A 26,234-nucleotide genomic window follows, 5' to 3' on the forward strand; every position below is an offset into this window, starting at 1 on the left:
CTCTCTTCGGTGTCAGCAAACGGGCTTCGGATTCACGCCCATCCCCTCCAGCGTCTCGGTGTACTCGTCGTAGGCCGCCTGGATCGCACCGCTGGCGGCCTCCAGCGCGGCGTCCCAGTCGTCGTCGCTCTCGCAGACCTCGTCCAGCAGCTCCCGCCCGCGCTCGATCTGCCCGTCGAGGTCGTCGCCCAAATCGCGGAACAGCTGGGCGGTCTGCGGGTCGGCCTGGCCGACGAAGAAGCCGACCATCTGCTCCTTGGACTTCTCGCTGGCCAGCGTCCGGCCGAGGAACCCGCCCACGCGGGCGACGTCGCCCTCCAGGTCCCGCAGGTACTCGTGGATGGCCGGCACGTCGCCGGGCTCGTGGTCGTCGTCGAGCTTCGCCACGACCTGGTCGTAGTGGTCGCGCTCCTGTTCGGCGAACTCCTCGAAGGCGTCGCGGACCGGCTGGGCGGCCTCCTCGTCGTCGGCCCAGCCGCGGAACGTCTCGTAGGCCGCGTGCTCGGCGTCGGCCGCGGACGCGAACACCCGCTGGGGGTCCATCTCGCCCTCGGTCGCGGCGTACAGCGACTTCGAGGAGCCGAGCCGCGAGAGCGCGGTCTCGTTGTCGTCCCGGACGGCGTCGAGGAACTCGTCGGCGTTCATGCGGGGAGGTACGAAAGGAAGCCGCTTGTAAGTAGCGACGGCGGCGAAAACGCGAGGGCCGACCGCGGAGCCATCGGCCGCCCCCGCGCGAGTGGTCGAAGGCGTCGGAAGGCAGAAACCGGGCGTCTCGCCCGAGTGGAACGTGGGGCGCCGATGGCTTCGGCGTTGCCCCGAACACGTGCGGAGTCGGTGGGTCACCGGCGGCTGTCGAACGCCAGCGCCCCGTCGCGCTACTCCCCCGCGGGCCGCCCGGGACCGAGCCTGGCCCGCGCCCGCGGCGCGTACAGCCGGCCCAGCGACCGGCCGCGGACGCCCAGCTCCCGGAGCGCGTCGGCCCGGTCGTGGTCCCCGAGCGAGAGCGAGACCCGCCGGCTCAGCGGTCGGACCGCGAACTCGCCGGCGAGGGCCGCGCGGCTCGCCAGCAGCCGGCTGTCCTTCACGGTGTAGCTGCGCGCCGTCAGTCCGCGGTCGCGCCCCGACGCCCGGCCGACACCGAGCGTCAGGACCCGCCCGCCGCCGACCGAGACCGTCGTGCGCCGGACGCCGCCGCGGTCCTCGACGTCGATGGTCGCGAGTTCCTTCGGGTAGCCCCAGATCTCGGTGCCGAGCGCGACCGACGCCTCGGTCGTGACCGGCAGCCAGTCGACGTACCCGCCGACGTCGGCGCCGAGCAACTGCGCGCCCGGCAGCTCGGTCCGCGCGTCCGCGACGACGGGGACCGCGACCGCGAACTCGTCGTACGGCTCCAACCCGCCGACGTAGTGGTACTCGATGCTCACGAGCGCGACCGCCCCCGTCCCCGGCGCGACGCGGACCGGCGAGAGGCGCTCGGGGAGCCGCGCCGCCAGCCGCCGGGCCGACGCCGGGAACAGCCCGCCGGCCGCGGTGAACTCGCAGGCCAGGGGCAGGTCGACAATCTGACCGGTCGAGAGCCGGCGCTCCGTGCGCCCCTCGTCGCGTCCGCGGTCGTCCGAACTCATACCCGGCGGTACGACCGCGAGGGTGAAACTGTTGGCCCCCGCGGTCGCTCCGAACACCCGGGACCTTTGTCCCCGCCCGACGCGATAGCGACCGTGACCGGGATTTGCGAGGACCGAACCGTCCTGATAACCGGCTGCGGGTCGGGCATCGGGCGCGCGACCGCCCGGTCGTTCGCCCGCGCCGGATGGACCGTGTACGCGACCGACCTCCGGCCCGACGCGCTGGCCCCGCTGGCCGACGAGTGCGCGACCGCCGAACTCGACGTGACAGACACCGAGCGGTGCGAGGCCGTCGTGGCGCGCGCCGTCGACGAGACGGGCCGACTCGACTGCCTCGTCAACAACGCAGGCTTCGGCGTCGTCGGGGCGGTCGAGGACGTCCCGTCGGACCTCGTCCGCGAGCAGTTCGACGTGCTGGTCCACGGCCCCCACAGGCTCGCCCGCGCCGTCCTGCCGCACATGCGCGAGGCCGGGGGCGGCCGAATCGTCAACGTGACCAGCGTGCTGGGCCGGGCCGCGTTCCCCGGACTCGGCACCTACGGCAGCGCCAAGTTCGCGCTGGAGGGGCTGACCGACGCGCTCCGGCTCGAAGCGGGGTCGGACGTCGACGTGATCGCGGTCGAACCGGCGTGGGTCCGGACCGGCTTCGAGGAGAGGGCGATGGACCGATCCGCCGGCGTCGAGGCCGCACCGGCCCACGCGGAGGTGTACGACCTCTTCGAGCGCGGGCCGGCGCTCGACGGCGGGCCGCTGGCGGTGCCGCCGGAGCGCGTCGCCGAGGCGATTCTCCGGGCGGCGACCGTCCCGGACCCGAAACCCCGGTACCCGGTCGGCCCGGTCGCGCGGACCATCGCCCTGTCGCGGTTCCTGCCCGACCGCCTGCGCGACACCGCGACCTGGCGGCTGGCGAAGGCGGGCGTGACGCTCAGGCGATGGGGAGTCCTGTAAAAGAGCGGAGGTGAAACGCCGCTACGAGACCTCGTGCGCTTCGCTTACTCGGCCTCGCCCTTCTCGATCGGCGCGTCGACGAGGTTGCCCCACTCGGTCCACGAGCCGTCGTAGTTGACGGTGTCCTCGTAGCCCAGCAGCTCGTGGAGCGCGAACCAGGCGACCGACGAGCGCTCGCCGATGCGGCAGTACGCGACCGTGGTGCCCTCGCCGTCGATGCCCTCCTCGGCGTAGAGCTCCTCGAGCTCCTCGCGGGTCTTGAACGTGCCGTCCTCGTTCGTGACGGCCGCCCACGAGATGTTCTTCGCGCCCGGGATGTGGCCGCCGCGCTGGGCGGTCTCCTGGAGGCCCGGCGGGGCGAGCACCTCGCCGCTGAACTCCTCGGGCGACCGGACGTCCACGAGCGGGACGCCGCGGTCGATGGCCTTCTCGACGTCGTCGCGGTAGGCCCGGATGGACTCGCGCGGGCCGCCCGCCTCGTAGGACTGCTCGGAGAACTCCGGCACCTCGTCGGTGGTCGGGTAGTCGTTCTCGAGCCAGTACTCGCGGCCGCCGTCGAGCAGGCGCACGTCGTCGTGGCCGTAGTACTTGAACTGCCAGTAGGCGTAGGCCGCGAACCAGTTGGAGTTGTCGCCGTAGAGGACGACGGTGGAGTCCTCGGTGATGCCGTGGCTGCCCAGCAGCTCCTCGAAGTCGTCCTTCTCGAGGATGTCGCGCTGGGTCTGGTCCTGGAGCTGGGTCTCCCAGTTGAAGCCGATGGCGCCGGGCGCGTGAGCCTCCTCGTAGGCCTCGGTGTCGACGTCGACCTCCACGAGTCGGTACTCGGGGTCGTCGCTCTGGAACTCGTCGAGGTGGTCCTCGGCCCAGTCGGCGGAGACGAGGACGTCGTTCGCGTACTCTGTGTCGCTCATAACCGTGTGGACCTACACGCGCTCTCGTTATATCCTCTTTACTTTCGGTAGGTAACGCCTCCTGTCGGCCGTCCCGGAAAGTGTTGCCCCTTCCCCGGCGGTCGACGGGACGTATCTCCGAACTGATACGGGCGGTCCGCGGCGGGGAGCGGGCGGTTCCCCCGGGACTCGGCAGTTATTTCCGGTAGCTGTGAGACCGGGCGAGTAGCCGCCCGAACCCGGGGCCATTTAGCCCCGGCGCGCCTACCCGCCCGACATGAACCAGGACGTCGTGGTCGGCGCCGACTGGCTCGCCGAGCGCCTCGGCGAGGTGACGGTCGTCGACGTGCGCGAGGCGTGGGAGTACGACGGCATCGGTCACGTCCCGGGCGCTGTCAACATCCCGTTCGACAAATTCCGGAGCGAAGACGGGGACCAGGGGATGCTGCCGGGCGCCGAGGCGTGGGCCGACCTGCTGGGCGAGGCGGGTATCGCGGCCGACGACACCCTCGTCGCCTACGACGACACCCACGGGGTGTTCGCCGCGCGCTTCCTCGTGACCGCCGAGCTGTACGGCCACGAGGACCTCCACCTGCTCGACGGCGACTACAGCTCGTGGATGCGCGAGCACGAGACGAGTAGCGAGGCGCCGGACGTCGAGCCGACCACGTACGAAGTCCGCGCGGTGCCCGGCACCGCGGAGGGCGCGAGCGGTGACGAACCGCGAGCGCGAGAGCCGACCGACTCGCCGCTGGTCGACCGCGAGGACGTCGAGGCCGCGCTCGAGGACCCCGACGCCGTCGTCGTCGACACCCGCGACGACTGGGAGTACGAGGAGGGCCACCTCCCCGGCGCGGTCAACCTGGACTGGCGCGAGCTCGTCGACGAGGAGACCCGGGGGCTCAAGCCCCGCGAGGAACTGGAGGCGATCCTGGCCGACCACGGCGTCACGCCCGACCGCCGGGTGGTGCTCTACTGCAACACGGCCCGGCGCATCAGCCACACCTACGTCGTGCTCTCGTCGCTGGGCTACGAGGACGTCGGGTTCTACGAGGGGAGCCTGACCGAGTGGGAGGCGGTCGGCGGCCCCATCGAGACCGGGTCCTGAACGCCGACCCGCGCCGACATCCCCTATCGACTGAGGGATTCCGACGCCGAGAAGTCGGTTCCCTGTCGCACGCGGGCCGTCCGGCGTATCGCCGGACGGTCTGCCGCTTTCGCGTCGGAACGACGTCATTTATCCTTTCGTACACGTAGAATCAGGGAGTTGTCCGGGTTCGTGTTAGGTGGCCACGAGGACTATGAATGCCGGGGTCGCGTCCGGTACCTGGAGGTGGACGAGATGTCTCAACAGTACCAACCCACGAGTCGAGGCGTTCAGCAGTCCCGGGGCATCGGCCAGCAGGGCCAACAGTCCCAGCAGTACCAGCCCGCACACTTCGACGAGGCGCTTCCGAGCGAGTACCGGACGACGCTCGAGGACCTCAGCTGGCTCCGCAAGCAGACCAAGTGGGCGTCCGAGCGGGCCCACGTCACGCTCCAGGGCACCGGCATCGAGACCACGCTGGAGGACGTCAGCGAGATCGCCGAGCTCAACGAGGAGCTCATCCTCAGCGGCTCCAAGTTCGTCCAGCACGAGATCGACACGTTCCGGCGGATCGCCACCGAGGCCATCCAGGAGCTCCAGCAGTACCAGCAGCAGGAGCCGTTCGTCGAGGCGGTCATCAGCGACCTGACCCGCGCGCTCCACTCCGCCGAGGAGCTGCTGGCGAGCTCGCCCGGACAGACCCGGCAGGCCGGCGGTCGGTCGCAGGGCCAGCAGGGCGGTCAGTCCGTCGGCGTCCAGGGCCAGCAGTCCCAGTTCGGTCAGCAGGGCCAGTCGCAGATCCAGCCGCAGACGCAGGGCCAGCAGCCGATGCAGTCCCAGCCGCAGACGCAGTCGCAGCCGTACGGCCAGTCTCAGTACTGAGCCGACGCCCGTCGATCACCCGTTTTTTCACCGGCCGGGACGCCGTATCCGGAGCGACCGCTCGGCCCGCGCTGAGGCGGTCGTCGCCCGACCACGTGCGCAGCGGGTCGACAGAGTCTGCGGAGATTACCTAGTGTCTGCGGAGGCTGCCTACGCCCGGCTGTGGTCGTACCCGTTGACCTCGGCAGCGAGCAGTTCGGTCGCCTCCGCGAGCAGCGCGACGACCAGCGGGCCCGCGATGAAGCCGATGGGGCCCAGGCTGAGCAGGCCGCCGGTGAACCCGATGAAGTAGAGGCTCCCCGGCAGGTGGGCGGTCTCGCGGGCCAGCCGCGTCCGGATGACCGCGTCGGGGAGCCACCCGATGAGAACCAGGCCGAGCCCCAGCACGAGCGCCGCCGCGACCGTCTCGCCGGCGGTCAGCCGGTAGGCCGCCAGCAGCACGACCAGGAACGACGGACCGACGATGGGCAGGAACTGGAGGAACCCCGCCACGAGCGCGAGCGTGACGGTGAACGGGTAGTCGAGGACGTAGAAGACCGGGAGCGCGACCAGGAAGGTGGCCGCGGCGGTGGCGGCCTGGAGGACGTAGATGGCGAACAGCGTCTCGCGCGTGCGCTCGTGGAACGCGGCCGCCACGTCGCGGTAGGCCGGCGGGATCGGCGCGAGCAGCGCCCGCCGGGCCTCCCCGCGCCGGATGAGCAGCGCGAACACCAGCAGCACGAACAGCGTCGCCTTGATGGCCAGCACGGGCGCGATCTGGGCCACCCGGAGCGCCAAGACCCCCAGGTACTCCCGGGCGAGTTCGACCACGACGCCGGCGTCGACGGTGTAGACCGTGCCCAGCAGCTCGATACTGACGCTCTCGGGGAGTTCGAGGAGAAACCGGACCAGCGCGGCCCGCCGCCGATAGATGAGGAAGCCGAACGACAGGAAGAACAGCAGCAGGCCGACGAACGCGACGGTCGTCGCGGCGGCGCTGGCCCACCACGAGTGCATCCCGCGCCGGACGAACCGCTCGTGGAGCGGCACGAGCACGTAGGCCACCGTGACCGCGAAGAACACCGTCCCGAGCACGTCGAACAGCACCGCGGCCGCGAGCAGTCCCAGCAGTCCCAGCACCCCCGCCAGCACCCACTGTCGTCTCGCGGACATACCCGCCACATCGGACCCCCGGACGAAAACGTTTCGGCTCCGCCGCCGAACCGCCGGGGCCGCCGCGTCGCCGACCCCTCCGGTCGGGGACAGATGACGCCAGTTAAGTATCACCGACTGCAACCACCGGGTAATGAGACGACGAACCGTTCTGAAGCACGGCGCGACCGCGACGCTCGTCGGGCTCGCCGGCTGCACGGGCGCCGGCGACGGCGGACGGGAGACGACCACCACCGAGTCGACGACGACCGACGCGACGACGACCGAGGAGACCACCGCCGAGACCGCGAGTCAGTCGGAGCTCAGCGGGACGCTGACGGTCGCGACGTACAGCTCGTTCGTCGACGCCCCGAGCACGTCGCCCGGCGGGTGGCTCAAGAAGGAGTTCGAGAAGCGCCACCCCGACGTCACGCTGAAGTGGGAGACGCCCGAGAACGAGGTCAACTACTACATCCAGCGGGCCGCCCAGGGCGTGGACATCGAGGCCGACGTGTACGTCGGGCTCAACGTCGACCACCTCATCCGCATCGACGACAAGCTCGGCGACACCCGACTGTTCGAGCCGACCGCCGACGCCCTCTCGCACTACGGCCACGTCAAGGAGGGGCTGAAGTTCGACCCGCAGCAGCGCGCGATCCCCTACGACACCGGCTACATCAGCCTCGTCTACGACGAGAGCAAGCTGGAGACGCCCCCGACGACCTTCCAGGACCTGCTGAAGGAGCAGTACAAGGGCGACCTCATCGTCCAGAACGCCAAGACGGCCGCCACGGGTCGGGCGTTCCTGCTGTGGACCGTCAACACCGTCGGCGAGGACCAGTACCTCGACTACTGGACGAAGCTCAAGAACAACGGCGTCAAGATACTGGGCTCGTGGAGCGACGCCTACACCGCCTACGAGAACGGCGAGGCCCCGATGGTGGTCTCGTACTCGACCGACCAGGTGTACGCTCACCGCCAGAACAAGGACCTCACGAAACACCAGGTCGGGTTCCTGAACGACCAGGGGTACGCCAACCCCGAGGGGATGGCGAAGTTCGCGAACACCGACCAGTCCGACCTCGCCGAGGCGTTCATGGACTTCATGCTGAGCAAGCAGGCCCAGAAGCAGATCGCCCAGCTCAACGTCCAGTTCCCGGCGACCGACTGGGCGCCGCTCGGCGAGGAGTTCCGGAAGTACGCCAAGGAGCCGAAGAACCCGGTCACGTTCACCTACGAGGAGCTCCAGGGCAACCTCGACCAGTGGGTCGACTCCTGGGCCCGCCAGATCGCCGGCGGCCGGTAGTCCAGCCGTGACCCGAGACGGGGCGGGCGGCGACCGCGCGCGACGACAGGGCGCGCGGACCGCCGCTGACCGGGCCGGGCCGACCCGGTGGCTCGAACGCCACGCGCTCGCGGTCCTCGGCGCCGCGACCGCGGTCGTCCTGCTCGTGGTCTTCTACTACCCCGTGCTCACGGTGTTCGCCGACGCGGTCCGGGTCGGCGGCGCCTGGACCCTCGAGGTCGTCGCCGGCGTGCTGACCGACCCGTTCTACTTCGGCGCGCTCGCCCCCGTCTTCGCCGGGGAGTTCGGGCAGGTCGGGGCGGTCGCCGCCGAGTCGCTGCTGGGCCTCGTGGGGTTCACCGCCTACCAGGCGCTGCTCTCGACGCTCGCCAGCGTCGCGCTCGGCCTGCCGGGGGCCTACGTCCTCTCGCGCTACGAGTTCCCCGGCCGGCGAACCCTTCGGTCGCTGACCATCCTCCCGTTCGTCCTCCCGTCGATCATGGTCGCCATCGGCTTCGTCGCCTTCTTCGGGACGAACGGCCCGCTGAACGACCTGCTGGCCGCCCTCGGCCTCGGTCGGATCAACCTGCTGTTCACGCTGGAGGCCATCGTGGTCGCCCACGCCTTCTACAACGCGCCCCTCGTGGCTCGCGTGACGACGGCGGCCTGGGAGAGCGTCGACGCCCGGATGGTCGAGACCGCCCGGTCGCTGGGCGCCGACCCCCGGCGGGCGTTCCGGGACGTGCTGGCGCCCCAGCTCCTGCCCGCGATTCTGACCGGCGCGCTGCTCACCTTCATCTTCACCTTCATGTCGTTCCCCATCGTGCTCGCGCTCGGCGGGTTCGAGCTCGCGACCGTCGAGGTGTGGGTCTACTCGCTGGTCCAGGAGCTCGAGTACGCCGAGGCCGCGACGCTGGCGGTGGCCGAGACTGTACTCTCGCTCGCGCTGACCTACGCCTACCTCCGGTACGAGGCCCGCCAGTCGGGCGGCGCTCGGGCCGCGAACCCGCCGCCGCGCAAGCGACTGCTGCCCGACGACCACTCGCCGCGCGCCCTGCTCGAACGCCTCGGCGTGTTCGTCTACGCGCTGGTCGTCGCCGTGGTCTTCCTCGGCCCCATCGTCACGATGGTCGTCGAGAGCGTGACGGGTCCCAACGGGTTCACCCTCCAGTACTACCGGTTCCTCGTCGAGCGCCAGGTCGAGGGCGCCTCGTTCCAGACGAAGCCGGGGGTCGCGGTCCGCAACTCGCTGCTGTTCGGGGTCGCTACGCTCCTCGTGGCGCTCCCGATGGGCGTGACGGTCTCGGTGCTGACGGCCCGGGGCGGCCGGTGGGCCAGGCTCGCCGATGCGGCGGCGATGGCCCCGTTCGCGGTCAGCGGCGTCGTCGTCGGCCTCGGGATGCTCCGGGGGCTGGTGTTCGGCGTCGACCTGCTCGGCCACCGGGTCCAGATCACGGGTCCGGTCGCCATCGTCGCGGCCCACGCGGTCGCGGCCTACCCCTTCGTCGTCCGGAACGTCGCGCCGCTGCTCGGCGGCGTCGACCGCTCGGTGGTGGAGTCGGCCCGGGCGCTCGGCGCGACCCGGGTCCGGGCGCTGCTCGACGTCGAGCTCCCGCTGGTGGCGTCGGGGGTCGCCGCCGGCGCCGCGTTCGCGTTCGCCATCAGCATCGGCGAGTTCGATTCGACGGTGATTTTGGCCACCGGGAGCAGTAGCTACACGATGCCGGTCGCCGTCGAGCGCTACATCGGCAACCGCACGCTCGGGCCCGCCACCGCGATGGGGACGGTGCTGCTGGCGGTCACCAGCCTCAGCTTCGTGGTCGTGGACCGATTAGGGGGTCGATGGGAAGCGTGACCGACCTCTCGCTCCGCGGCGTCTCCAAGTCCTTCGGCGGCGTCGACGCCCTCCGCGACGTCAGCCTCGACGTCGCCGACGGCGAGTTCTTCACGCTGGTCGGCCCCTCGGGCTGCGGGAAGACGACCACGCTCCGGGCGATCGCCGGCTTCGAGTCGCCCGACGCGGGCTCGGTCCGGTTCGGCGACCGCGAGATGGCCGGCGTCCCGCCGGAGGACCGCGACGTGGGCATCGTCTTCCAGAACTACGCGCTGTTCTCGAACATGACCGTCGGCGAGAACGTCGCCTACGGGCTGCGGTTCCGCGAGACGCCCGGCGGTCAGTCGAAGGCCGCCCGCGTGGCCGAACTGCTCGACATGGTCGACCTGCCGGGGTTCGAGGACCGCGACCCCGACGAGCTGTCGGGGGGCCAGCGCCAGCGGGTCGCCCTGGCCCGGGCGCTCGCCCCCGGCCCGGACGTCCTGCTGCTCGACGAGCCGATGAGCGCGCTCGACGCCCGGCTCCGCCAGGAGCTCCGGACCCAGGTCAGGGCCATCCAGTCGGAGCTGGGCATCACGACCGTCTACGTCACCCACGACCAGGAGGAGGCGCTGGCGGTCTCGGACCGGGTGGCCGTCATGAACGACGGCCGGATCGAGCAGGTCGGCGCGCCCGAGGCCGTCTACCGCCGGCCCGACACCCGGTTCGTCGCGGAGTTCCTCGGCGAGAACAACGTGTTCGCCGGCGAGGTGGCGGGGAGCGCGGACGGTTCGGCGAGCCGCGGGAGCGACGGTGCCGGCGCGACGGTCCGGGTCGGCGACGCGTCGTTCCGGCTCGCGGGCCTCGACGCGCCGGCGGGCAGCGAGGTCGTCTTCTGCGTCCGCCCGGAGAAGCTGACGGCTGACGCGACAGCGGCCGAGAACGGCTTCGAGGCCGCCGTCGAGACCGTCGAGTTCCTCGGCGAGGCGTTCCGGGTCCACCTCGACTGGGGCGGCCGGGAGGTGACGATCCGGACGCCCGAGCGGCCGTCCGCCGACCGGCTCGCGGTCGGTTTCGACCCCGCGGACGCCCACGTCGTCTCGGCGGGCGGCCGGGAGCGGGCGGTCGTCGAGGAGCGGTGACGCACCGGCTGTCGCGGGGAAACGGAACAGCGCGACCGCGGTTCAGGACTCGGCGGCCTCGCCGGGGAAGCAGTTCGAGCAGTCGTCGTAGAAGACCGTCTGGCGCGGCGAGAGCTTCCGCCAGGTCGCGTCGTCGCGCTTGAGGAACGCCCGGCACGCCGGCTCGTCGCCGGTCTCGTCGGGCCGGTGGCGCTTCTTCGTCGTCGCGGAGGGACTGACCAGGTAGTACTGTTCGGCGTCCTCCGCGGCGGCCTGGTCGCCGTCGCCGGAAGCGGCGCGGCCCGCGCTCATCGACGGGCCTCCAGGTCGACGGTGTGCGCTCGGTCGGCCCTGATCCACGCCTGGGCGGCGCCGGGGGCGTAGAGGACGAGCTCGGCCTCGCCGTCGCTATTCGTCCGGGCGTACGTCTCGATGCGGTCGCGGGCGTCGTTCGCGGTGGGGGTGGCGTGTGTGTTCATGGTCGGGTGCCTCCCGTGGGTCGGTCGACGCCCGAGTCTTGGGGTCTCAGCCGGTTAAAGGCGAGCCAAGGGCGGAGTGAAAGTGAAACTGGTGGGCGTCGAGCGCCCGGCGAACGCGAGCCGCGGTCGGTTACTCCCGCCCGCGCCAGAACCGCTCCAGGCCGAGCGAGAGCATGTCCGGGCTCACGGGCTGGAACTCCTCGCGCTCGGTCTCGGGGAGGTACTCCCGGACGCTGTCCCACGAGTCGCGGGCGTACCGCGAGTCGACCAGGACCCTGACTCCGACCTCCTCCGGCCCTCGAATCACCCTCCCGAGCGCCTGCCGGGCCTTCCGGACCGCGGGCACCGTCAGCGCGTACTCGAAGCCGTCGCCGAACGCGCGGTCGTAGGCCGTCCGGACCGCCTTCGTCCGGGGGCTCGCGGTGTTGATGATGGGGACCCCGCAGACCACCGCGGCGTGGAGGCGGTCGCCCTCGTAGTCGACGCCCTCGGTGAGGGTGCCCCGGAGGCTGGTCACCAGCACCTTCTCGTCGCCGCCGAAGAACTCGGCCTTGAGGTCCTCGGTCGCGTCGTCGGCGCTGCTCTCGTCGAGGAGGACCGGTTTCTCGACCTTCGGATTCCCGCGCAGGGTCTCGGCTGCCCACTCGGCCTCGGCGTAGTTGGGCATCCCGACCAGCACGTTGCCCGGCGACCGGGCGACGTCGCGGAGCGCGTCGGCGTACACCTGCCGGGCCTGGGTCTCCTCCCCCGGTGCGCCCCGGTTGTCGTATGTGAACTTCGGGGCGTCGACCGCGAAGCTCTCGCGGTTCGCCTCGGGGAAGTTCAGCCCGTAGGTCCGCCGGACGACCGGCCGGCCCTCCTCCTCGCGGAGGTGCCCGAGCCCGGTCACCTCCTCGAACACGTCGAGCGGTTCGAGGGTCGCGCTCATCAGCACGCCGCCGCCGAACTCCGCGAGGCGCTCGCCGATGGCGTCGCTGGGCACGCAGTTCTGGATGGCGAGCCTGGCGTTGTACGCCCGGCGCCACGAGGTGTCGGGCTCTTTCTCGTTCCAGGTGCGCTCGAGTTCGATCTCCCGGAAGTAGCGCTCGTGGTCGTTGCGGTACCACTCGCCGAGCACCCGGCCCGCCGCCGGGGCGGCCCGCTCCTTCTCCTCGTCCTCGGCCTCGTTGAGGATGCGGGCCGCGACCGCGCCCGCGGCCTCCGCGCGGACCCAGACGCCGTCGTGGTGGCCCGCCGACTCGGCCCACTCCGAGATCTCGTCGGGCTGAGGTTCGGTCGGGTCCCGCAGCGGGATCTCGTCGTCCGGGAGGTCGTGCAACTGGGACTTCCAGCCGCGGTGCTCGCGCTCGAGGTGGGCCGTCACCCGGCGGTCGAGCTCCTCGCGGAGCTCCCGGACGAAGTCCCGGACCTCCTCCAGTTCCGAGAGGCTGACGTCGCTGTCCGAGAGCTCGCCCCTGATCAGGTCGGCGTCGGCGGTCGTGTGCGTCTCCCGGTCGTCGAACTTGACGGGCTGGATCACCCGGGTCAGCTCCGACTCGGCGTCCCGGAGGGTCGCGTCGCCCACCGCGTCGCTCACCAGGTCCCGGACCCGGGGTTCGAGCATGTGGGCCTCGTCGCAGACCACGAACGTCGAGTCGTCGAGCAGCGCGCCGGTGAACCCGCCGGTGGTCACGGGGTCGAAGGCGTGGTAGTAGTTGCCGACGACGACCTCGGCGTGGGCCAGGATCGCGCCCATCATCGAGTGGGGGCAGGTGCCGTGCTGGACCGACAGCGAGACCAGCTCCTCGGGGTCGATCAGCCCCATCCCGTCGAAGTCGAACGGCACCGCCTCGACGGGGTCGCCGTCCTCGGGGAGCTCCTCGAGGAACTGGGCGTAGAACGGGCAGTACTCGACGTCGTCGTACTCGGGCATCTCGGGCGGATAGGGCGAGGGCTCGCCCGCCGTCTCGAGATAGGACGCGGCCGCCCGGCCCTGGCGCCCGCTGTCGGCCAGCCCGGTCTGCTGGCTCCGGGCGCGCGAGACGAGATTCTGGGCCATGGTCGAGCCGCCCTCGCCGGTGATCGCCCGGGTGTCCTCCCGGAGCGACTCGCACCGCTCGTAGACGTTGCCGTCGTCGATGCCGCCGGCGTTCTCGCGGTTGTACGGGCAGACGTCGGCCTTCCCGACGAGGGTGAGCCCCGTGACGGGGTCCCAGTCGTCGGGGAGGCCGGCGTTGATGGTCCGGAGGTCCTGCTCGAACTGCCGGAGCTGCTGCTTGACGCTGGTGAGCACCACCACCCGCTCGTAGTCGCTGTCGGGGTCCCGGACCAGGTGGATGCCGGCGGTCAGCGCCAGCATCGTCTTGCCGGTGCCGCAGGCGCCCTCCACGACCGCGAAGCCGCCGTCCTCGGCGGTGTCGACGGCGGTCTCGATGCCGTCGACCTGCTCGTCGTACGGCTCGGCGTGACCGAAGATTTCCCGCCACGAATCGCGTTCCGTCACTGGGCCGAGGTTGGTCGTCACCGGGTTTGAACGTTTGGAATCGGGGAATCGTATTCGCTGGTCTGGCGTCCGCACGACGGCCTCCGGGCCTGTCCGACCACGTGCGAGCGTCCGGCGATCCGGGGCTCACACTCGGCCCGACAGTCCACGGGGGCACGCCCGGTGACGCAGGTCATGGGATCAAGTAGTAGCCCGCTCCTCGCCACCGTTTCCATCGGTTCCGTACTGACCCCGCAGTCCCCGTCCGGAGCGTTGCTCTCACCCCGTGGTACTCGGACGGCGCACAATCTGTCCGGCCCGCGAGCCGAGGATTTTTGCCGGGTGGCCTCGCAGGTCCCCACATGACCGAACCGCCGCTCGAAGTCGAATGCGTCCTCGTCCCCGTCGACGGGAGCGACGAGTCGGCCGAGGCCGTCGAGTACGCCCTCGCCGTCGCCGAGAAGTACGGCGCGTCGGTCCACGCGATGTACGTGCTCGGCGAGGAGCTGGTCCGGGGCATCGAGAGCGGCGCGGTCGACGAGGAGGACGTCGTCTCCGAGACCGAGACGTTCCTCGGGGAGGTCCGGGACACGGCGGCCGACTACGACGTGACCGTCTCGTCGTCGAACGCCTACGGGTTCTCGACCACCCGGAAGACCCAGCACCCCGGCAGCGCGGTGCTCGACACCGCGGAGGACCTCGACGCCGACTTCATCGTCATCCCGCGGGAACCCCTGAGCGGGGAGCCCGGCGAGGTGCTGGAGAAGGCCGCCGAGTACGTGCTGCTGTACGCGAGCCAGCCCGTGCTGTCGGTGTAGGCTGTTCTACCGCGACTCTTCGTCGTCCTCGTATCGGTTCCGTCGGAGGAGCAACTTTGTCAGCCACGCCGGCCCTCTGTGACTCCGCTGGCCCTTCTCGGCCGGCGTCTCCGGTCGCTCGGTCATCGTGGATTCGTTCGTCGTTTTCGACTATAAAACTACGGCCAATCCGGTGCAGACGACACCCACGACCAGAAGTACCTGCGTCGCCAGCAGCAAGTGGCCGTTGAGTCGGATCTCCTCGCCGTTCTCGGCGATCCAGACGCCGAGACTGTACAGGAGGACCTCCTCCCAGTCCACTTCCTCGAACTCGTCGTCCGCGAGCTGCTCGATGTACTCCTTGCTCGGCCCGAGGTAGATGTCCGACTCGCTGTACGTGAACGTCCCGGCGACGAGTGACCCGACGAGCGCGGCACCTGCCGAGAGGGCGAGCGCGGAATCGAACAGTCCGGTTTCGATTCGCCACGCCGATAGCAACACACCGATCAACAGGACAGCGATCCGCACCGTTCGGACCGCCTTCTCGTCGATGTCCGAAATCGTCTACTGTTGGGCCTCCAGGACCGCCCTCGCCTCCTCGTACGTCGTCTGCCGGCGTTCGTCCTCGTCGTGCAGCGACATCGAGGCGGAGTTACTCGCCTTCCGATTTAAACCTCGACCCGCTTCAGAGCCGGAGGACCATCTCGATCTCGAAGCTCTCGCTCCCGTGGGTCTCGAAGCCGACCGACTCGTAGAGGCTGACCGCGGCGTGGTTCCAGCGCTCGACGGTCAGCCAGACCTTCTCGGCGCCCTCGGCCCGGCCGTGGCCCAGCAGCGCCCGGATGAGCCGCGAGCCGATGCCGGCACGCTGGAACTCCTGGTGGACGAAGATGGCGAGCTCGTACGCCTCCTCGTCGGGGACCAGCGTGGCGTGGCCGACCGCCCGGTCGTCGTGCCACGCCACCACGTTCAGGCCCTCGAGCAGGGTCTCGAGCCAGTCGCGGACCCGGTCCTCGGTGGCCGGCGGGATGCCCTGGGCGCGGTCGGCGGGGTCGAAGTCGGCGTACATCGCCACCACGGCGTCGAAGTCGCCCGCCTCGTAGGGCCGGATCTCGATCTCGCGACCCTCCTTGTCGGTGAACGACAGCGGCGGCTCCGGGAACGACTCCGCCGCCGGCTCGTCCGGGTAGCTCCGCTCGTCCGGGCTCATCGTACCAGCTTGACGCTGACGGCGGAGTTCAGCAGTACGAACTCCGCGATGTGGCCCAGCTTGATCTTGCCCATGGGGCTGCGCTGGCCGCCGCCGAGCACGATCTGGTCGAACCCCTCGCGCTCGGCGAGGTCGACGAGCTGGCTCCCCGGGTCGCCCGAGAGGTGCCGGACCTCGGCCGCGAACTCCGCCGACTCGAGCGCCTCGACCACTCGCGACTCGATCTCGTCGGGCTCGCGGTCGCTCTCGGGGTTCCGGAGGACGGCGATGGTGAGGTCGTCGCCGGCGGCCTGCGCGCGTTCGATGGTCTCCTCGAGGGCTCGCAGCGAGTCGTCGCTCCCGCCGATGCCGAGCAGCACGTTCATGTCTCGCCCAACCGCGCCCGTCCCCAAAACAGTTGCGAGGACCGCCAGCGCGTGAGAACCGCCGCCAGACGACACGCTTTTCCACCTCCACTCGTAAGCCCGACCCATGGCAGACGACCAACCGCGTCCGCCCGAGAACGACAACAAGGACGCCGACGGTGAAACGCCTCGCAGCCAGGAAACCGACAGCGAGGTCCGCCACTCCGACGCCGGAATCGACAGCGACACAGCGCAGGCCGACACTGACACCGCGTCGGAGGCCGAGACCGACGAACAGCCCGTAGACGAGACGAGAGCCGACGGCGCGCCGGCAGTCGAGTCGGTCGAGTCGGACGAGGAGCCCCCGGCGCAGGACGAGGAGATAGACGGGACTCGACCGGCGGACGAGGAGACGGACGAGACGCCGGCGGACGAGCAGACCGACGAGACGCCGGCACGGGCTGACGAAACCGACGAGAGCGCCGACTCGCCGGCCGACGACTCCCCGAACGCCGACGCCCCGGACCCCGACGTGCCCGAGGACGTCCGGAAGTACGCCCGGTTCAAGAAGATGGACGGCGCCCAGTACGACCGGGTCAACGAGTTCCTCCGCGACCGGACGTACATCACCGCCCGCGAGTGGGCCATCGCCCGGCTCTGCGCCGACTTCCGGACCGAGACCGGGGTCGAGATGACCAAGATCGGCGAGAACCTGCCCGAGCTGGTCCCGTTCATGACCGACACCTACACCCCGCAGGCGGTCAACCAGGCCCGCAGTTCCTTCGAGAACAAGGTCCGGCAGGCCGGCGCCACCTTCCTCTACGGCGCGATGTCGGGGTTCTTCACCGCAGAGGAGCTCGACGACATGATGTACGAGGTGACCGAGGTCGCCAAGTTTCTGCTCGAAGTCGAGGGCGTCGACCTCTCGGTCGAGGAGGAGCTGGAGGCCGAGGACCGCATCTCCGAGGTGATGCGGGAGGTCCAGTCGGCCAGCGAGGAGCTCCGCCACGACGAGCTGGCCTGCCCGAACTGCGGCCACGAGCTCGAGGCCGCCGAGGCCGACACGGTAGAGAGCGACGACTGAGGTCCGACGCGGACCGACGGAGCGACCCGCCTACTCCTCTTCGTGCTGCTCGCTCCCGGCGACGAACGGCCCGATGAACAGCGTCGACTGCGAGATCGTCGCCAGCCGCGAGATGTACGAGACGAGTATCACGAACGGGACGAGCGCGACGGTCGCGGCGCCGCTGACGAACCAGAGCCGGTTCTCGACGCCGAGCGTCGTCCCGGGGAGGACGTTCGGGTCGTACGTCTGGCTCGCCCAGAACGCCAGCAGGAGACACGGCAGCCCGGCGTAGAGCAGCGCCCGCGAGAAGTTGATGAACTCCGTGCGGATGTACGTCGTCTTGAGGTACCCCCGCGCGGTGACGAACAGCTCGAGGGCGTTGACCATCTCGACCAGGCGCTCCCGCTCCTCGTCGTCGAGCTGGTCGGCGTACTCCTTGCGGATCCGGCGCAGGTGGCGTATCTTCCCGGAGGTGTCCAAGTCCATCACGGCCGCGACCGCCTCGAACTCCCCGAACTTGGCGTCGGTCAGCTCCTCGTTCACGTTGTCGGCGTCCTCGACCAGCTTGCGGGCGAACTCCTCGACGTCGGCCTCCAGGTCCGGCCCGCCGTCCACGACATCGGGGAGGTCGGTCGCCCGGTCGCGGAGCGCCGACACCAGGTCGTCGAGGTACTGGCCCGGCGAGAGCGGGCTCACGGTGTCGTCCAGAAGCCCCTCGCTCTCGCGGCGGAGCTCCATCGTGTCGTCGAACCGGCCGCGCTGGTCGCTGACGGGGCCGAGCTCCGGCGAGAGCACGAGCTGGTTGATCGAGAGCACGATGGTGACGACCGAGACGATGGTCTTGAGCAGCTCGACCAGCGCCGCGGCTGGCGAGACCCCCTCCGAGAGGAACCGCTGGACCGGCACCGGCCCGAACGTCCCGACCGCGACGGTGAGGACGAACGTCGCCGCGGCCAGCAGGCCGACGACGAACCAGCGGTTGGCGTCGATGAGGAACCACCGCTTGAGGTCGAACAGCGCCCGGCGGACCCGCCCGCGGTCGGGCCGCTCGATGGTGTCGGTGATCTCCGTCGGCGAGTCGACGTCCGCTCCTGACATCCCGGCGGGGGTTCGGCGGCCGCCCCTTTCGGTCCGTCGGCCGACGGCGGTCCGGTCCGATGGCGCCGACCGCCGTCTCCCGCCGGGGCGTCCCCGTCCGCACCTACTCGTCGGCGTCGCCCTCGTGGGCCTCGGGCGCGAAGTTCGCCGGCTCCCCGTGGGTGAACTCGACCTGCTCCTCGCTCAGCGTCCGGACGTAGGTCCGCATCCCCCCGACGCGCTCGGCCGCCTGGAGCATCTCCTGGGCGTCCTGGGCGTCGTAGTAGGCGGGGTAGAGCACCGCCACCTCGGCGTCGGGGTCCTCCATCGCGACCACCAGCAGCACCAGCGCGTCGGCGGTCGCCCGGAACGCCTCGTAGGAGTCGAAGCTCACCTCGCCCTCGACCAGCGCCTCGAGCTCGGCGAACTCGTCGTCGGGGACCAGCACGTCGAGCCCGAACCGGTCGTCGCTCTCCGTCGGCGCGAGCGCGGTCACGTCGCCGGGGTGGAGCTGGAGCGTCTCCCACCCCTCGGCCTCGTACTCGGCGGCGGTCGCCTCCATGTCCCCGAGGATGTCCTCCCAGAACTCCGCGGCCCGGAGGTGGGTGCCGGGGATCTGGCTCGCCCGCTCGAACGCCGCGGCCGGGTCCTCCTCGGCCAGCTCCTCGAGCTCCGCTTCGTCGACGTCTTCGGGGGTCGTCTCGTCGGCGACCGGCTCGTCGCGCTCCTCGGCGTCCTCGCTCATGCGTACGAACGCGACGTTCCGGGCAAAAAGTCTTGGTACTCGGTCCCGGCCCCGAGCCCCCGATTGGAGCCGCGAGGCGGCGTCGTCGGCCCGCCTACTCGTCGAGCTGGCGGGCGATGTCGGCCAGGCCCTCGTCGGGCGACTCGGTGGCCTCGTAGAAGACCCGCCGACCGGGCTCGCGCAGCCCGTACTTGAACCCCGGCTCGATGACGTCGACCAGCACCGACTGGCCGAACTCGATGCCGGTCCCCTCGACCCACGCCGAGAGGTGGTTCTCGCCGTCCTCGGGGTTGCGCGCGAGCGACGGCGACTCGTACAGTCCCCGGAGCTCTCGGCCCTCGCCGGTCAGCGGCGACTCGATGCGGGCGCGGTACTCGGTGTCGTCGGCGACGACCCGGACGAGCTCGCCGTCCGGGAAGGCGTCGGCGTCGACGTCCTCGGTGGGAATCTCGACCTTCGGGCGGTCGAGCCCGCCGCTCCGGACGAGCGTCGCGCGGACTGTCGTCAGCGAGGGGTGGTCGCTGGAGATGCGGTCGGCCATGGCGAGAGCTGTCCGGTGGTACTCGTCTGAGAGAGAAAACGCCTGCGGTCGTCCCGCGCCGTTCCGCGGGCCGTGGCCTCGCGCTCCTTCTCCGCGGGACGGGGTCCCGCGCTACTCCTCGTCCTCGCCGTCGCCGCCCTCGCCGAGCAGCTCCTCGACCGACTGGTCGCCGCGCTCGGTGATCTTGACGTTGAGCTGGGCCGTCGCGTCGCTGACCTCGCCGCCGCGGACGGTCACGCGCTTGCGCTCGCCGTCCCGGGCCGGCTCGTAGCCGACGCCGCCCTCGAGCAGGACCTCCTTGAGGTTCGGCCCGGCGACGTCGCCGCGCATCGGGCGGCCGGCGTCGTCGGAGCCGCCGGTGATCTCGACCGTGTAGCCGTCGAGGCCGACCGCGCCGCCGTCGACCTCCTCGCCGATGGACATGCCGAGGAACCGGTTGGCGTCCTGTCCGTCAACGTCGCGCTGGTAGGTCGTCCCGGAGTCGGGGTCCGCGACGACGACCTGAAAGTCTGCCATACGGGTCAGAAAGGGGACGTTGCCTAAAAATACGTCGAAGTGCGGCGTCCGGCACGCAGTCGAACGCCGCGCCCGCTCCCCCAGACTTGCCGGCCGTCCGGGGCCGGCGGGCCGGATTCGGCTACCGTCGAGTCCGCACCGTCCGGCGCGACCCCGAGGCCCGAACTTTTCACTCCGGACGCCGTACCCGACCCATGCGAGAGGGAACCAACCGGCTGCTCGCGGCGTCGCCGCTCGCGTCTCCGAGGCGACGAGGTCGCCTCGGACTGCTCGCCGGCGTCGGCGGGCTCCTCGCGGCGTGGGTCGGCTGGGGGCTCTACGTCGACCGCACGACCGAGCGCGTCCCATACGAGACCGTCGAGGCGTTCGACGGCGTCGAACTCCGGCGCTACCCCCGGACGGTCCTGGTGGAGACGACCGCCGACGACGAGCGCACCGCCTTCGGGCGGCTCTTCCGGTACATCTCGGGCGAGAACGCGACCGACGAGGAGCTCTCGATGACCGCGCCCGTGACCACCGACGCCCGGAGCGGGGGTTCCGCGGTGTCGATGACAGCGCCGGTCCGGACCGCGCTGTCCGGGGGCGAACGCGTGTCGATGACCGCCCCGGTCCGCACCGACTCGGGGGCCGGCGCGGGCGGCGGCAGCGTCACCATGGCGTTCTACCTCCCGGCGGAGTACTCGCCCGGCACCGCCCCGACGCCCACCGACCCGCGGGTCCGGCTCGTGGTCGAACCGCCGCGGACGCTCGCGGTCCGGGCGTTCTCGTGGTACGCGACCGACGACCGGATCGAGCGCAACCTCCGGGAGCTGCGCGACGCGCTCGACGCACGGGACCTCGACGCCCGCGGTCGGCCGGAGGTCCTCCGGTACGACGACCCCTGGACCCCGCCGTTCATGCGCCGGAACGAGGTCGCGGTCGAGGTCCTCGACGGGACGTGACCGCGAGCATCGCCCCTCCGCGGTCGCATCGCCGTTCCCGATGGTCGCCCGACTACGCGAAGTCGCCGAGCTCGCTGTTGACCCGGTAGGTCAGCTCCTCGCCGTCGCCGTCCTCGGGCTCGACCCGCCGGACCCACGCGGTGTAGCTCTCCGGCAGGTCGTCGAGGTCGACTCGGATCTTGAGCACGGTCGCCTCGCGGGCCTTCGCCCGCATCGCCGCGCGCTGGCTGCGCTCGAACGAGCCGTCGCCGGCCTTGACCTCGCACCAGTACTCGGTGAGGACGGGCCGGTCCGGGCCCAGCCGGACCACCGCCCGGCAGTCGGGCTCCCACCGCCGGTCCGACCGGACGACCACCGGCTCGGGGTCGGTGTCGAGCTCGACCCGGAGGCGGTCGTCGTCGACTCCCTCCGTGGGCAGGTCCGCGTCGACCCGCGCGAAGTGGGTGAGCAGCGGCGGATTGACCGCGGGCGTGCAGACCAGCGCCTCCCCGAGCGCGCCGTACTGGTTGGCCTCGGTGTCGAACGTCAGCCCCTCGGTCGGCGTCCCCTCGGGGGTCCGGGTCCGGCGGTCGGGCCACCCGACGAGGTAGCCGTCGACGTCGTCGGGGTCCTGCGGGGCGGCCCGCTGGACCTTGACCGCGGCGTCGCCGTCGGCCGACAGCTCCCGGGCGCGCCGGTGGGCCGCGGCCTCCGAGTCGAAGTCGAGGCGGTCGCCCTCGGCCCGGACGAGCCGCCGGACCGCCCGGTTCTCGTCCCGCGCGCTGTCCTTGACGGCGACGGTGAACGGGTCGGGGTCGTAGCTCATTACCGGGAGTGTGTCCGGGCGCGGTATTTGTATCTGAAGATGCGCGACTACGTGTTTAAACCGGTCCCTGTACTGCCAAATCGAATGTCTATCCTTGTCGGATGAAGTGGAACGACGGTGAGAAGCTAGCTACTGCCGTCACAAATGTACCGCACGGCTCCGCACTGCGGCCGCGGATCTCACTCCTCCCCAGCCTCCTCGCTCACTGCGTTCGCTCGTCCACCGTCGGAGACGAGCTCCGACGAGCCTTCGGTCGCTTCGTTCCCGAAGACCTCGCACGCCTGGCGCGACACGAGGTCGCGCCGGCACGCGCCGAACTGCTTACTTCGAGAATCCAGTCGGCCGATCGCTCGGACAGAGATGTCGGCAGACCCAAAAGTACTCAACGGTCCCGCGAGACGTGTCAGCCGGACCATGAAGAAAGTCCTCGCGAGCGTCGGTATCGGCAGCGCCACCGTCGATACCGTCCTGTCCTCCACGACCGTAACGCCCGGCGAAACAGTCGACGCGGAAGTCCACGTCAGCGGCGGGTCGGCCGAGCAGGAGGTCGGCGCCATCCGCTTCGAGCTCGAGACCCGGTACGCCACCGAGGAGGGGTACCGGGAGACCGACGTCGATCGGTTCACCCTGACCGAGGGGCTGACCGTCGAGCCCGACCAGGAGGAGACCCGGTCGGTCCAGATCGAGATCCCTTACGGGACGCCCGCCACGCTCGGGAACATCGACGTCTGGGTCGAGACCGAGCTCGACATCGACTGGGCGGTCGATCCCGAGGACAAGGACTACCTCGACGTGCAGCCGACCCCGCGGCTCCAGGCCGTCTTCGACGCGATGGAGGAGCTGGGCTTCTCGTTCCGGTCGGCCGAGTGCGAGGCCGACCCCTACGGCCGGTACGGCTCGGGCCACCGGTTCGTCCAGGAGTTCGAGTTCCGACCCCAGTCGGGCCCCTTCCGCGGCGACCTCGACGAGGTCGAACTGGTCGCCCGCGAGAGCGCCGACGAGCTCACCCTGTTCGTCGAGATCGACCGCCGGGGCGGCCTCCTGAGCGAGATGGCCGAGACCGACGAGTCGAAGACCAGCCTGACGGTCCGGGACGCCGACGTCGCGACGGTCCGCGACGACCTCGAGCGGGCCATCGAGCGCCACGCCTGAGCCCGTCCGTCGGTAGTTTCCCTCTCTTCATCCCTGAATTCATACGGTAAACCTAATAGCAAGTTGTAACGAAGTTCGAGGTATGCCCCGTTGGTCCCCTCCAGCACGGAGCAGCGAGTATCGACGACGCGAAGCGACCCCCGGACACCGGGGGCAGCGCGACCGACTCGGGGGTGACCCCGATGTCTGACCGGACGTCGCGGTCGGTCATCGCGAGCGCGGCCCTCGCGTGCCTGCTGGTCGCGGCCGGGTGCGTGGGCGGCCTCCCCGGCGGCGACTCGCCGTCCGCCACGGACACGACGGGCAGTCCGACGACCGACGCGCCCCGGTCGAGTGCGCCGACGAGCGACACGACCGCCGGCGACGATACCGCGTCGGGCGATGACACCGCGTCCGGCGACCTCACCGCCCGGGAGGTCCTCGACCGGGTCGCGGAGCGCCGGCAGTCCGTCGAGGGCTACCGCGCGAACGTCTCGTACGGGACGACGATCACCCTGACGAACGGCAGCGCGATCTCGCGCAACCGCAGCGAGACCGTGGCGGTGCAGTACGGCAACGACACCGCCCGATCGCGCTCCCGGACCGTCTCGTTCTCCGAGGGCGAGCGCCGCCGGGTCGAGGTCGCGACCGCCGAGCACTACGTCACCTACAACGTGACCGGCGAGCGCTACCGCTACACCGAGCGCGACGGCGAGGACCACTTCGGCCGGCACTACTCGCTGGACGAGGTCCGGTGGGCGGGCGACCCCGAGGCGCTGCTGCGCGAGAACGACGCGACCTACGAGGGCACCGAGACGGTGAACGGCCGCGAGGCCTACGTGGTCAGCTTCGACGCCAAGGAGCACCCGAACGGGCCCCAGTCGACCGCCACGGCGTACTTCGCCCGGCAGACCTACTGGTTCGACACCGAGACCGGCATCCTGCTCAAGCACGTCGCACACAAGCCGGTCCGGCGGTTCGACACCGCGTACTCGGAGTACAGCGACCCCCGGAACGACACCGGCGGCATCCGCGACGACAACGGCGACGACGCGGTCTACCTCGAACACAAGGTACGGACGACGACGCTGACGAACCTGACCGTGAACCCCGAGTTCGCGCCCGGCACCTTCGCGTTCGACCCGCCCACTGACGCCCAACCGGTCGGCGCGCCCGACGACGACGAGCCCGAGGACGACTGAGCGGGCCGGCGCCGGAACGACTGCGCAGGCGCCCCCGTGACAACCGAACCGGACCACCCGTAACGGTTGGCCGGTTTCTCAACTTCTTTATCGGCGCTCGCTCGTAGCCACGGGCATGTCCGGCTCCGCGACCGGGTCCGGCGAGCCGCGCGCGGCGTTCCGCGCCGGCGTCCGGGACGTGCTGCCCGCGCTGCCCGCCAACGTCCCGTTCGGGGTCATCGCGGGCGTCGCCACGGTCGGCGCGGGGTTCGACCCGGCCCAGGCCGCCGCGTTCGCGGGGATGCTGTTCGCCGGCGCCGCGCAGGTCGCCGCGGTCGAACTCGTCGACCAGCGCGCGCCGGTCGCGGTGGTCGTCGCGACCGCGCTGGTCGTGAACCTCCGGTACCTGATGTACAGCGCGTCGCTCGGCGCGCACTTCCGGGACCTCTCGACCCGGTGGAAGCTGGTGGTCGCGTTCTTCCTGCTCGACGTGACCTACGCGCTCTCGGTCGGCCGGTTCGAGGGGCGCGCGGACGTCGACCCGACCGGCGACGGCCGGTGGTACTACCTCGGGACCGCGCTCCCGCTGTGGGCGACGTGGGTCGGCGCGAGCCTGGTCGGCGTCGTCTTCGGCGCGCGGGTCCCGGCGAGCTGGCAGCTCGACTTCGCCATCCCGCTGCTGTTCATGGGGCTGCTGTTCCCGGCGCTCGACGGCGGGCCGTCCTACGTCGCCGCGGCGGCGGCCGGCGTCCTCGCGGTCGCGGGGTTCGGCCTGCCGTTCAACGTCGGCATCCTCGCCGCCGCGGTCGGGGGTATCCTCGCCGGCGTGCTCGCGGAGGTGAGCCTGCGGTGACCCAGACGGTGCTCGGCGACGCGTCGCTCTGGCTGGTCGTCCTGGCGGCCAGCGCCGGCACGTTCGCCATCCGGCTGTCGTTCATCGCGCTGTTCGGCCGGCTCGAGCGCGTCCCGCCCCGGGTCGAACTCGCGCTCCAGTACGTGCCCGCCGCGGTCCTGACCGCGCTGGTCGCGCCGCGGCTGGTCTACCTCGACGGGGCGCTCGCGCTCGGCGCCGGCAACGAGCGGCTGCTCGCGGGGCTGGTCGCGGCGGTCGTCGCCTGGCGGACCGAGAGCATGCTCTGGACCATCGTGGTCGGGATGGTCGCGCTCTGGACGCTGACGTGGCTGCCGGTCGGTCCGTAGGTGACGGTGCCCCGGTCTGTCGCTCGCTGCCAAACCCTTACCTCCCATCGCCGACAACTCCCCGGCCATGAAGCGGTACCCCGAGGTTCCCCGCGCCGCCGACGCGCCGCCGGACCTGTTCGAGTCGGGCCACCTCTGGCTCCAGGAGCGTGTCGACGGCGCCCACCTCCGCTTTCGCCTCCGGGAGTCGGGGCTGCTGGAGTTCGGCGACCGGACCCGGACGTTCGACGACACCGACGACATGCCCGCGTCCTACCGCCACGCGGTCCGGCGCGTCCGGGCGTCGTTCGACCGCGAGGCGCTCCGGGCCGCCCGCGACGACCCCGCGTCGGTCGTCTTCTTCGGCGAGGCGACCGTCCGTCGGCGCATCGACTACGACTGGGACCGCGTCCCCGCGGTCCTCGGGTTCGACGTCTGGGACGCGGACGCCGACCGGTTCCTCCCGCCCGACGCGGTCGAGCAGGTCTTCGACCGGGTCGGGCTCGACCCGGTCAACGCCGTCGCGAAGGAGGTCCGGGCCGCCGACTTCGACCCCGGGGACTACGACGTCCCGGAGTCGGCGTGGTACGACGGCCCCGCCGCGGGCGTCGTGGTCCGGAACAAGACCGGCGGGCGCGCGGTGATTCCGAACCCCGAGGTCGCCGACCTGGACGAATCCGCGCCGGTCGACCCGTCCGCCGAGGATGCCGAGGAGCGCGCCGAGGAACTGGCCGAGCGGTTCGTCACCCCCGAGCGCGTCGAGCGCGTCGCTGCCGACCTCGACGACCGGGGCCAGCGGGCGACGTTCGACGCCGTCTTCGAGCGCGCCTTCGAGGCGGTCGCCCGCGAGGAGCACCACCTGCTGTTCGGCGAGTCGGCGTCGGTGGACGTCCAGGCGTTCCGCTCGGCGGTCGCGGCCCGGGTCCAGGAGCTGTTCGACGAGTAGCGGTGGGGATCGCCCGAGTCAGCGGTCGGTTCC

Annotated in this window: 29 protein-coding genes; 14 read left to right on the forward strand and 15 right to left on the reverse strand. The window is 71.1% G+C overall.

Annotation, left to right across the window (positions count from 1 at the left end; translation table 11 throughout):
* Positions 1 to 12: 12 nt before the first annotated feature.
* Both ACQUQF_RS19420 and ACQUQF_RS19425 read right to left on the reverse strand, forming a co-directional pair.
* Positions 13 to 645: a rubrerythrin family protein gene (locus tag ACQUQF_RS19420; RefSeq protein WP_435180791.1), complete on the reverse strand. Its 633-nt coding sequence runs from the start codon at positions 643 to 645 to the stop codon at positions 13 to 15.
* Positions 646 to 875: 230 nt separating this feature from the next.
* Positions 876 to 1,625: an acetoacetate decarboxylase family protein gene (locus ACQUQF_RS19425; protein ID WP_435180792.1), complete on the reverse strand. Its 750-nt coding sequence runs from the start codon at positions 1,623 to 1,625 to the stop codon at positions 876 to 878.
* A gap of 93 nt (positions 1,626 to 1,718) precedes the next feature.
* On the opposite strand from ACQUQF_RS19425, the gene ACQUQF_RS19430 reads away from it, so the two are divergent.
* Entirely contained in the window at positions 1,719 to 2,573 is an 855-nt protein-coding gene (locus tag ACQUQF_RS19430) for an SDR family oxidoreductase (RefSeq protein WP_435180793.1), read from the forward strand.
* 44 nt (positions 2,574 to 2,617) lie between these two features.
* On the opposite strand, the gene ACQUQF_RS19435 is transcribed toward ACQUQF_RS19430, so the two are convergent.
* Positions 2,618 to 3,484, reverse strand: a complete 867-nt coding sequence (locus tag ACQUQF_RS19435; RefSeq protein ID WP_435180794.1) for a sulfurtransferase — start codon at positions 3,482 to 3,484, stop codon at positions 2,618 to 2,620.
* Positions 3,485 to 3,740: 256 nt separating this feature from the next.
* Here ACQUQF_RS19435 and ACQUQF_RS19440 point away from each other — a divergent pair, with 256 nt between their 5' ends.
* Entirely contained in the window at positions 3,741 to 4,571 is an 831-nt protein-coding gene (locus ACQUQF_RS19440; protein ID WP_435180795.1) for a sulfurtransferase, read from the forward strand.
* A 234-nt stretch (positions 4,572 to 4,805) separates the two neighbouring features.
* Positions 4,806 to 5,432: a hypothetical protein gene (locus ACQUQF_RS19445; protein ID WP_435180796.1), complete on the forward strand. Its 627-nt coding sequence runs from the start codon at positions 4,806 to 4,808 to the stop codon at positions 5,430 to 5,432.
* Positions 5,433 to 5,582: 150 nt separating this feature from the next.
* On the opposite strand, the gene ACQUQF_RS19450 is transcribed toward ACQUQF_RS19445, so the two are convergent.
* Positions 5,583 to 6,584, reverse strand: coding sequence for an AI-2E family transporter (locus ACQUQF_RS19450; RefSeq protein WP_435180797.1), 1,002 nt, complete (start codon positions 6,582 to 6,584; stop codon positions 5,583 to 5,585).
* Positions 6,585 to 6,717: 133 nt separating this feature from the next.
* Here ACQUQF_RS19450 and ACQUQF_RS19455 point away from each other — a divergent pair, with 133 nt between their 5' ends.
* Genes ACQUQF_RS19455 through ACQUQF_RS19465 form a run of 3 tightly spaced genes read left to right on the forward strand, consistent with a single transcriptional unit; the run spans position 6,718 to position 10,803 of the window.
* The gene (locus ACQUQF_RS19455; RefSeq protein ID WP_435180798.1) at positions 6,718 to 7,869 is read left to right on the forward strand and encodes a thiamine ABC transporter substrate-binding protein; all 1,152 of its coding nucleotides are present in this window, start codon (positions 6,718 to 6,720) and stop codon (positions 7,867 to 7,869) included.
* Between the two features lie 7 nt (positions 7,870 to 7,876).
* Positions 7,877 to 9,703, forward strand: a complete 1,827-nt coding sequence (locus ACQUQF_RS19460) for an ABC transporter permease (protein WP_435180799.1) — start codon at positions 7,877 to 7,879, stop codon at positions 9,701 to 9,703.
* Positions 9,691 to 10,803 (forward strand): ABC transporter ATP-binding protein, encoded by a 1,113-nt coding sequence (locus ACQUQF_RS19465; protein ID WP_435180800.1) that lies wholly within the window; start codon positions 9,691 to 9,693, stop codon positions 10,801 to 10,803. The genes ACQUQF_RS19460 and ACQUQF_RS19465 overlap by 13 nt, the downstream gene beginning before the upstream one ends.
* A gap of 42 nt (positions 10,804 to 10,845) precedes the next feature.
* Here the strand turns inward: ACQUQF_RS19465 and ACQUQF_RS19470 are convergent, their stop codons facing one another.
* The 3 genes from ACQUQF_RS19470 to ACQUQF_RS19480 form a co-directional block, all read right to left on the reverse strand.
* Positions 10,846 to 11,094, reverse strand: coding sequence for a hypothetical protein (locus ACQUQF_RS19470; protein ID WP_435180801.1), 249 nt, complete (start codon positions 11,092 to 11,094; stop codon positions 10,846 to 10,848).
* Positions 11,091 to 11,261 carry a hypothetical protein gene (locus ACQUQF_RS19475; protein ID WP_435180802.1) on the reverse strand — a complete coding sequence of 57 codons (171 nt, stop codon included), beginning with the start codon at positions 11,259 to 11,261 and terminating at the stop codon, positions 11,091 to 11,093. Before ACQUQF_RS19475 ends, ACQUQF_RS19470 begins: the two co-directional genes overlap by 4 nt.
* A gap of 130 nt (positions 11,262 to 11,391) precedes the next feature.
* Entirely contained in the window at positions 11,392 to 13,743 is a 2,352-nt protein-coding gene (locus ACQUQF_RS19480) for an ATP-dependent DNA helicase (RefSeq protein ID WP_435180803.1), read from the reverse strand.
* Between the two features lie 341 nt (positions 13,744 to 14,084).
* On the opposite strand from ACQUQF_RS19480, the gene ACQUQF_RS19485 reads away from it, so the two are divergent.
* On the forward strand, positions 14,085 to 14,540 hold the full coding sequence (locus tag ACQUQF_RS19485) for a universal stress protein (RefSeq protein WP_435180804.1): 456 nt from the start codon (positions 14,085 to 14,087) through the stop codon (positions 14,538 to 14,540).
* Positions 14,541 to 14,690: 150 nt separating this feature from the next.
* On the opposite strand, the gene ACQUQF_RS19490 is transcribed toward ACQUQF_RS19485, so the two are convergent.
* From ACQUQF_RS19490 to ACQUQF_RS19500, 3 genes are all read right to left on the reverse strand, one after another.
* On the reverse strand, positions 14,691 to 15,047 hold the full coding sequence (locus ACQUQF_RS19490) for a hypothetical protein (protein WP_435180805.1): 357 nt from the start codon (positions 15,045 to 15,047) through the stop codon (positions 14,691 to 14,693).
* A gap of 157 nt (positions 15,048 to 15,204) precedes the next feature.
* A complete protein-coding gene (locus tag ACQUQF_RS19495) occupies positions 15,205 to 15,729 on the reverse strand; it encodes a GNAT family N-acetyltransferase (protein WP_435180806.1) in 525 nt (174 codons plus the stop codon).
* Positions 15,726 to 16,094, reverse strand: a complete 369-nt coding sequence (locus tag ACQUQF_RS19500; RefSeq protein WP_435180807.1) for a universal stress protein — start codon at positions 16,092 to 16,094, stop codon at positions 15,726 to 15,728. Before ACQUQF_RS19500 ends, ACQUQF_RS19495 begins: the two co-directional genes overlap by 4 nt.
* Before the next feature lie 106 nt (positions 16,095 to 16,200).
* Here ACQUQF_RS19500 and ACQUQF_RS19505 point away from each other — a divergent pair, with 106 nt between their 5' ends.
* A complete protein-coding gene (locus ACQUQF_RS19505; RefSeq protein ID WP_435180808.1) occupies positions 16,201 to 17,157 on the forward strand; it encodes a DUF5806 family protein in 957 nt (318 codons plus the stop codon).
* 30 nt (positions 17,158 to 17,187) lie between these two features.
* Here the strand turns inward: ACQUQF_RS19505 and ACQUQF_RS19510 are convergent, their stop codons facing one another.
* The 4 genes from ACQUQF_RS19510 to ACQUQF_RS19525 all read right to left on the reverse strand — a co-directional run bounded on the left by ACQUQF_RS19510 (position 17,188) and on the right by ACQUQF_RS19525 (position 20,018).
* The gene (locus tag ACQUQF_RS19510) at positions 17,188 to 18,237 is read right to left on the reverse strand and encodes a hypothetical protein (protein WP_435180809.1); all 1,050 of its coding nucleotides are present in this window, start codon (positions 18,235 to 18,237) and stop codon (positions 17,188 to 17,190) included.
* Positions 18,238 to 18,340: 103 nt separating this feature from the next.
* Positions 18,341 to 18,961: a DUF7529 family protein gene (locus ACQUQF_RS19515; RefSeq protein WP_435180810.1), complete on the reverse strand. Its 621-nt coding sequence runs from the start codon at positions 18,959 to 18,961 to the stop codon at positions 18,341 to 18,343.
* A gap of 94 nt (positions 18,962 to 19,055) precedes the next feature.
* Positions 19,056 to 19,502 carry a DUF7112 family protein gene (locus ACQUQF_RS19520; RefSeq protein ID WP_435180811.1) on the reverse strand — a complete coding sequence of 149 codons (447 nt, stop codon included), beginning with the start codon at positions 19,500 to 19,502 and terminating at the stop codon, positions 19,056 to 19,058.
* Between the two features lie 111 nt (positions 19,503 to 19,613).
* A complete protein-coding gene (locus tag ACQUQF_RS19525; protein ID WP_435180812.1) occupies positions 19,614 to 20,018 on the reverse strand; it encodes a 30S ribosomal protein S6e in 405 nt (134 codons plus the stop codon).
* A 194-nt stretch (positions 20,019 to 20,212) separates the two neighbouring features.
* On the opposite strand from ACQUQF_RS19525, the gene ACQUQF_RS19530 reads away from it, so the two are divergent.
* Complete coding sequence (locus tag ACQUQF_RS19530) at positions 20,213 to 20,959, forward strand: SOUL family heme-binding protein (RefSeq protein ID WP_435180813.1); 747 nt, start codon at positions 20,213 to 20,215, stop codon at positions 20,957 to 20,959.
* Positions 20,960 to 21,011: 52 nt separating this feature from the next.
* On the opposite strand, the gene ACQUQF_RS19535 is transcribed toward ACQUQF_RS19530, so the two are convergent.
* Positions 21,012 to 21,764: a hypothetical protein gene (locus ACQUQF_RS19535; RefSeq protein ID WP_435180814.1), complete on the reverse strand. Its 753-nt coding sequence runs from the start codon at positions 21,762 to 21,764 to the stop codon at positions 21,012 to 21,014.
* 414 nt (positions 21,765 to 22,178) lie between these two features.
* On the opposite strand from ACQUQF_RS19535, the gene ACQUQF_RS19540 reads away from it, so the two are divergent.
* From ACQUQF_RS19540 to ACQUQF_RS19560, 5 genes are all read left to right on the forward strand, one after another.
* Positions 22,179 to 22,916: a sporulation protein gene (locus ACQUQF_RS19540; protein ID WP_435180815.1), complete on the forward strand. Its 738-nt coding sequence runs from the start codon at positions 22,179 to 22,181 to the stop codon at positions 22,914 to 22,916.
* Positions 22,917 to 23,098: 182 nt separating this feature from the next.
* Positions 23,099 to 24,097 carry a hypothetical protein gene (locus ACQUQF_RS19545; RefSeq protein ID WP_435180816.1) on the forward strand — a complete coding sequence of 333 codons (999 nt, stop codon included), beginning with the start codon at positions 23,099 to 23,101 and terminating at the stop codon, positions 24,095 to 24,097.
* 115 nt (positions 24,098 to 24,212) lie between these two features.
* Positions 24,213 to 24,929 (forward strand): AzlC family ABC transporter permease, encoded by a 717-nt coding sequence (locus ACQUQF_RS19550; RefSeq protein ID WP_435180817.1) that lies wholly within the window; start codon positions 24,213 to 24,215, stop codon positions 24,927 to 24,929.
* A complete protein-coding gene (locus tag ACQUQF_RS19555) occupies positions 24,926 to 25,276 on the forward strand; it encodes an AzlD domain-containing protein (protein ID WP_435180818.1) in 351 nt (116 codons plus the stop codon). The genes ACQUQF_RS19550 and ACQUQF_RS19555 overlap by 4 nt, the downstream gene beginning before the upstream one ends.
* Positions 25,277 to 25,343: 67 nt before the next feature.
* Entirely contained in the window at positions 25,344 to 26,201 is an 858-nt protein-coding gene (locus ACQUQF_RS19560; protein WP_435180819.1) for an RNA ligase family protein, read from the forward strand.
* Positions 26,202 to 26,234 lie beyond the last annotated feature (33 nt).

It is taken from the genome of Halorussus sp. AFM4 (genome assembly GCF_051194995.1).
Taxonomy (GTDB): domain Archaea; phylum Halobacteriota; class Halobacteria; order Halobacteriales; family Haladaptataceae; genus Halorussus.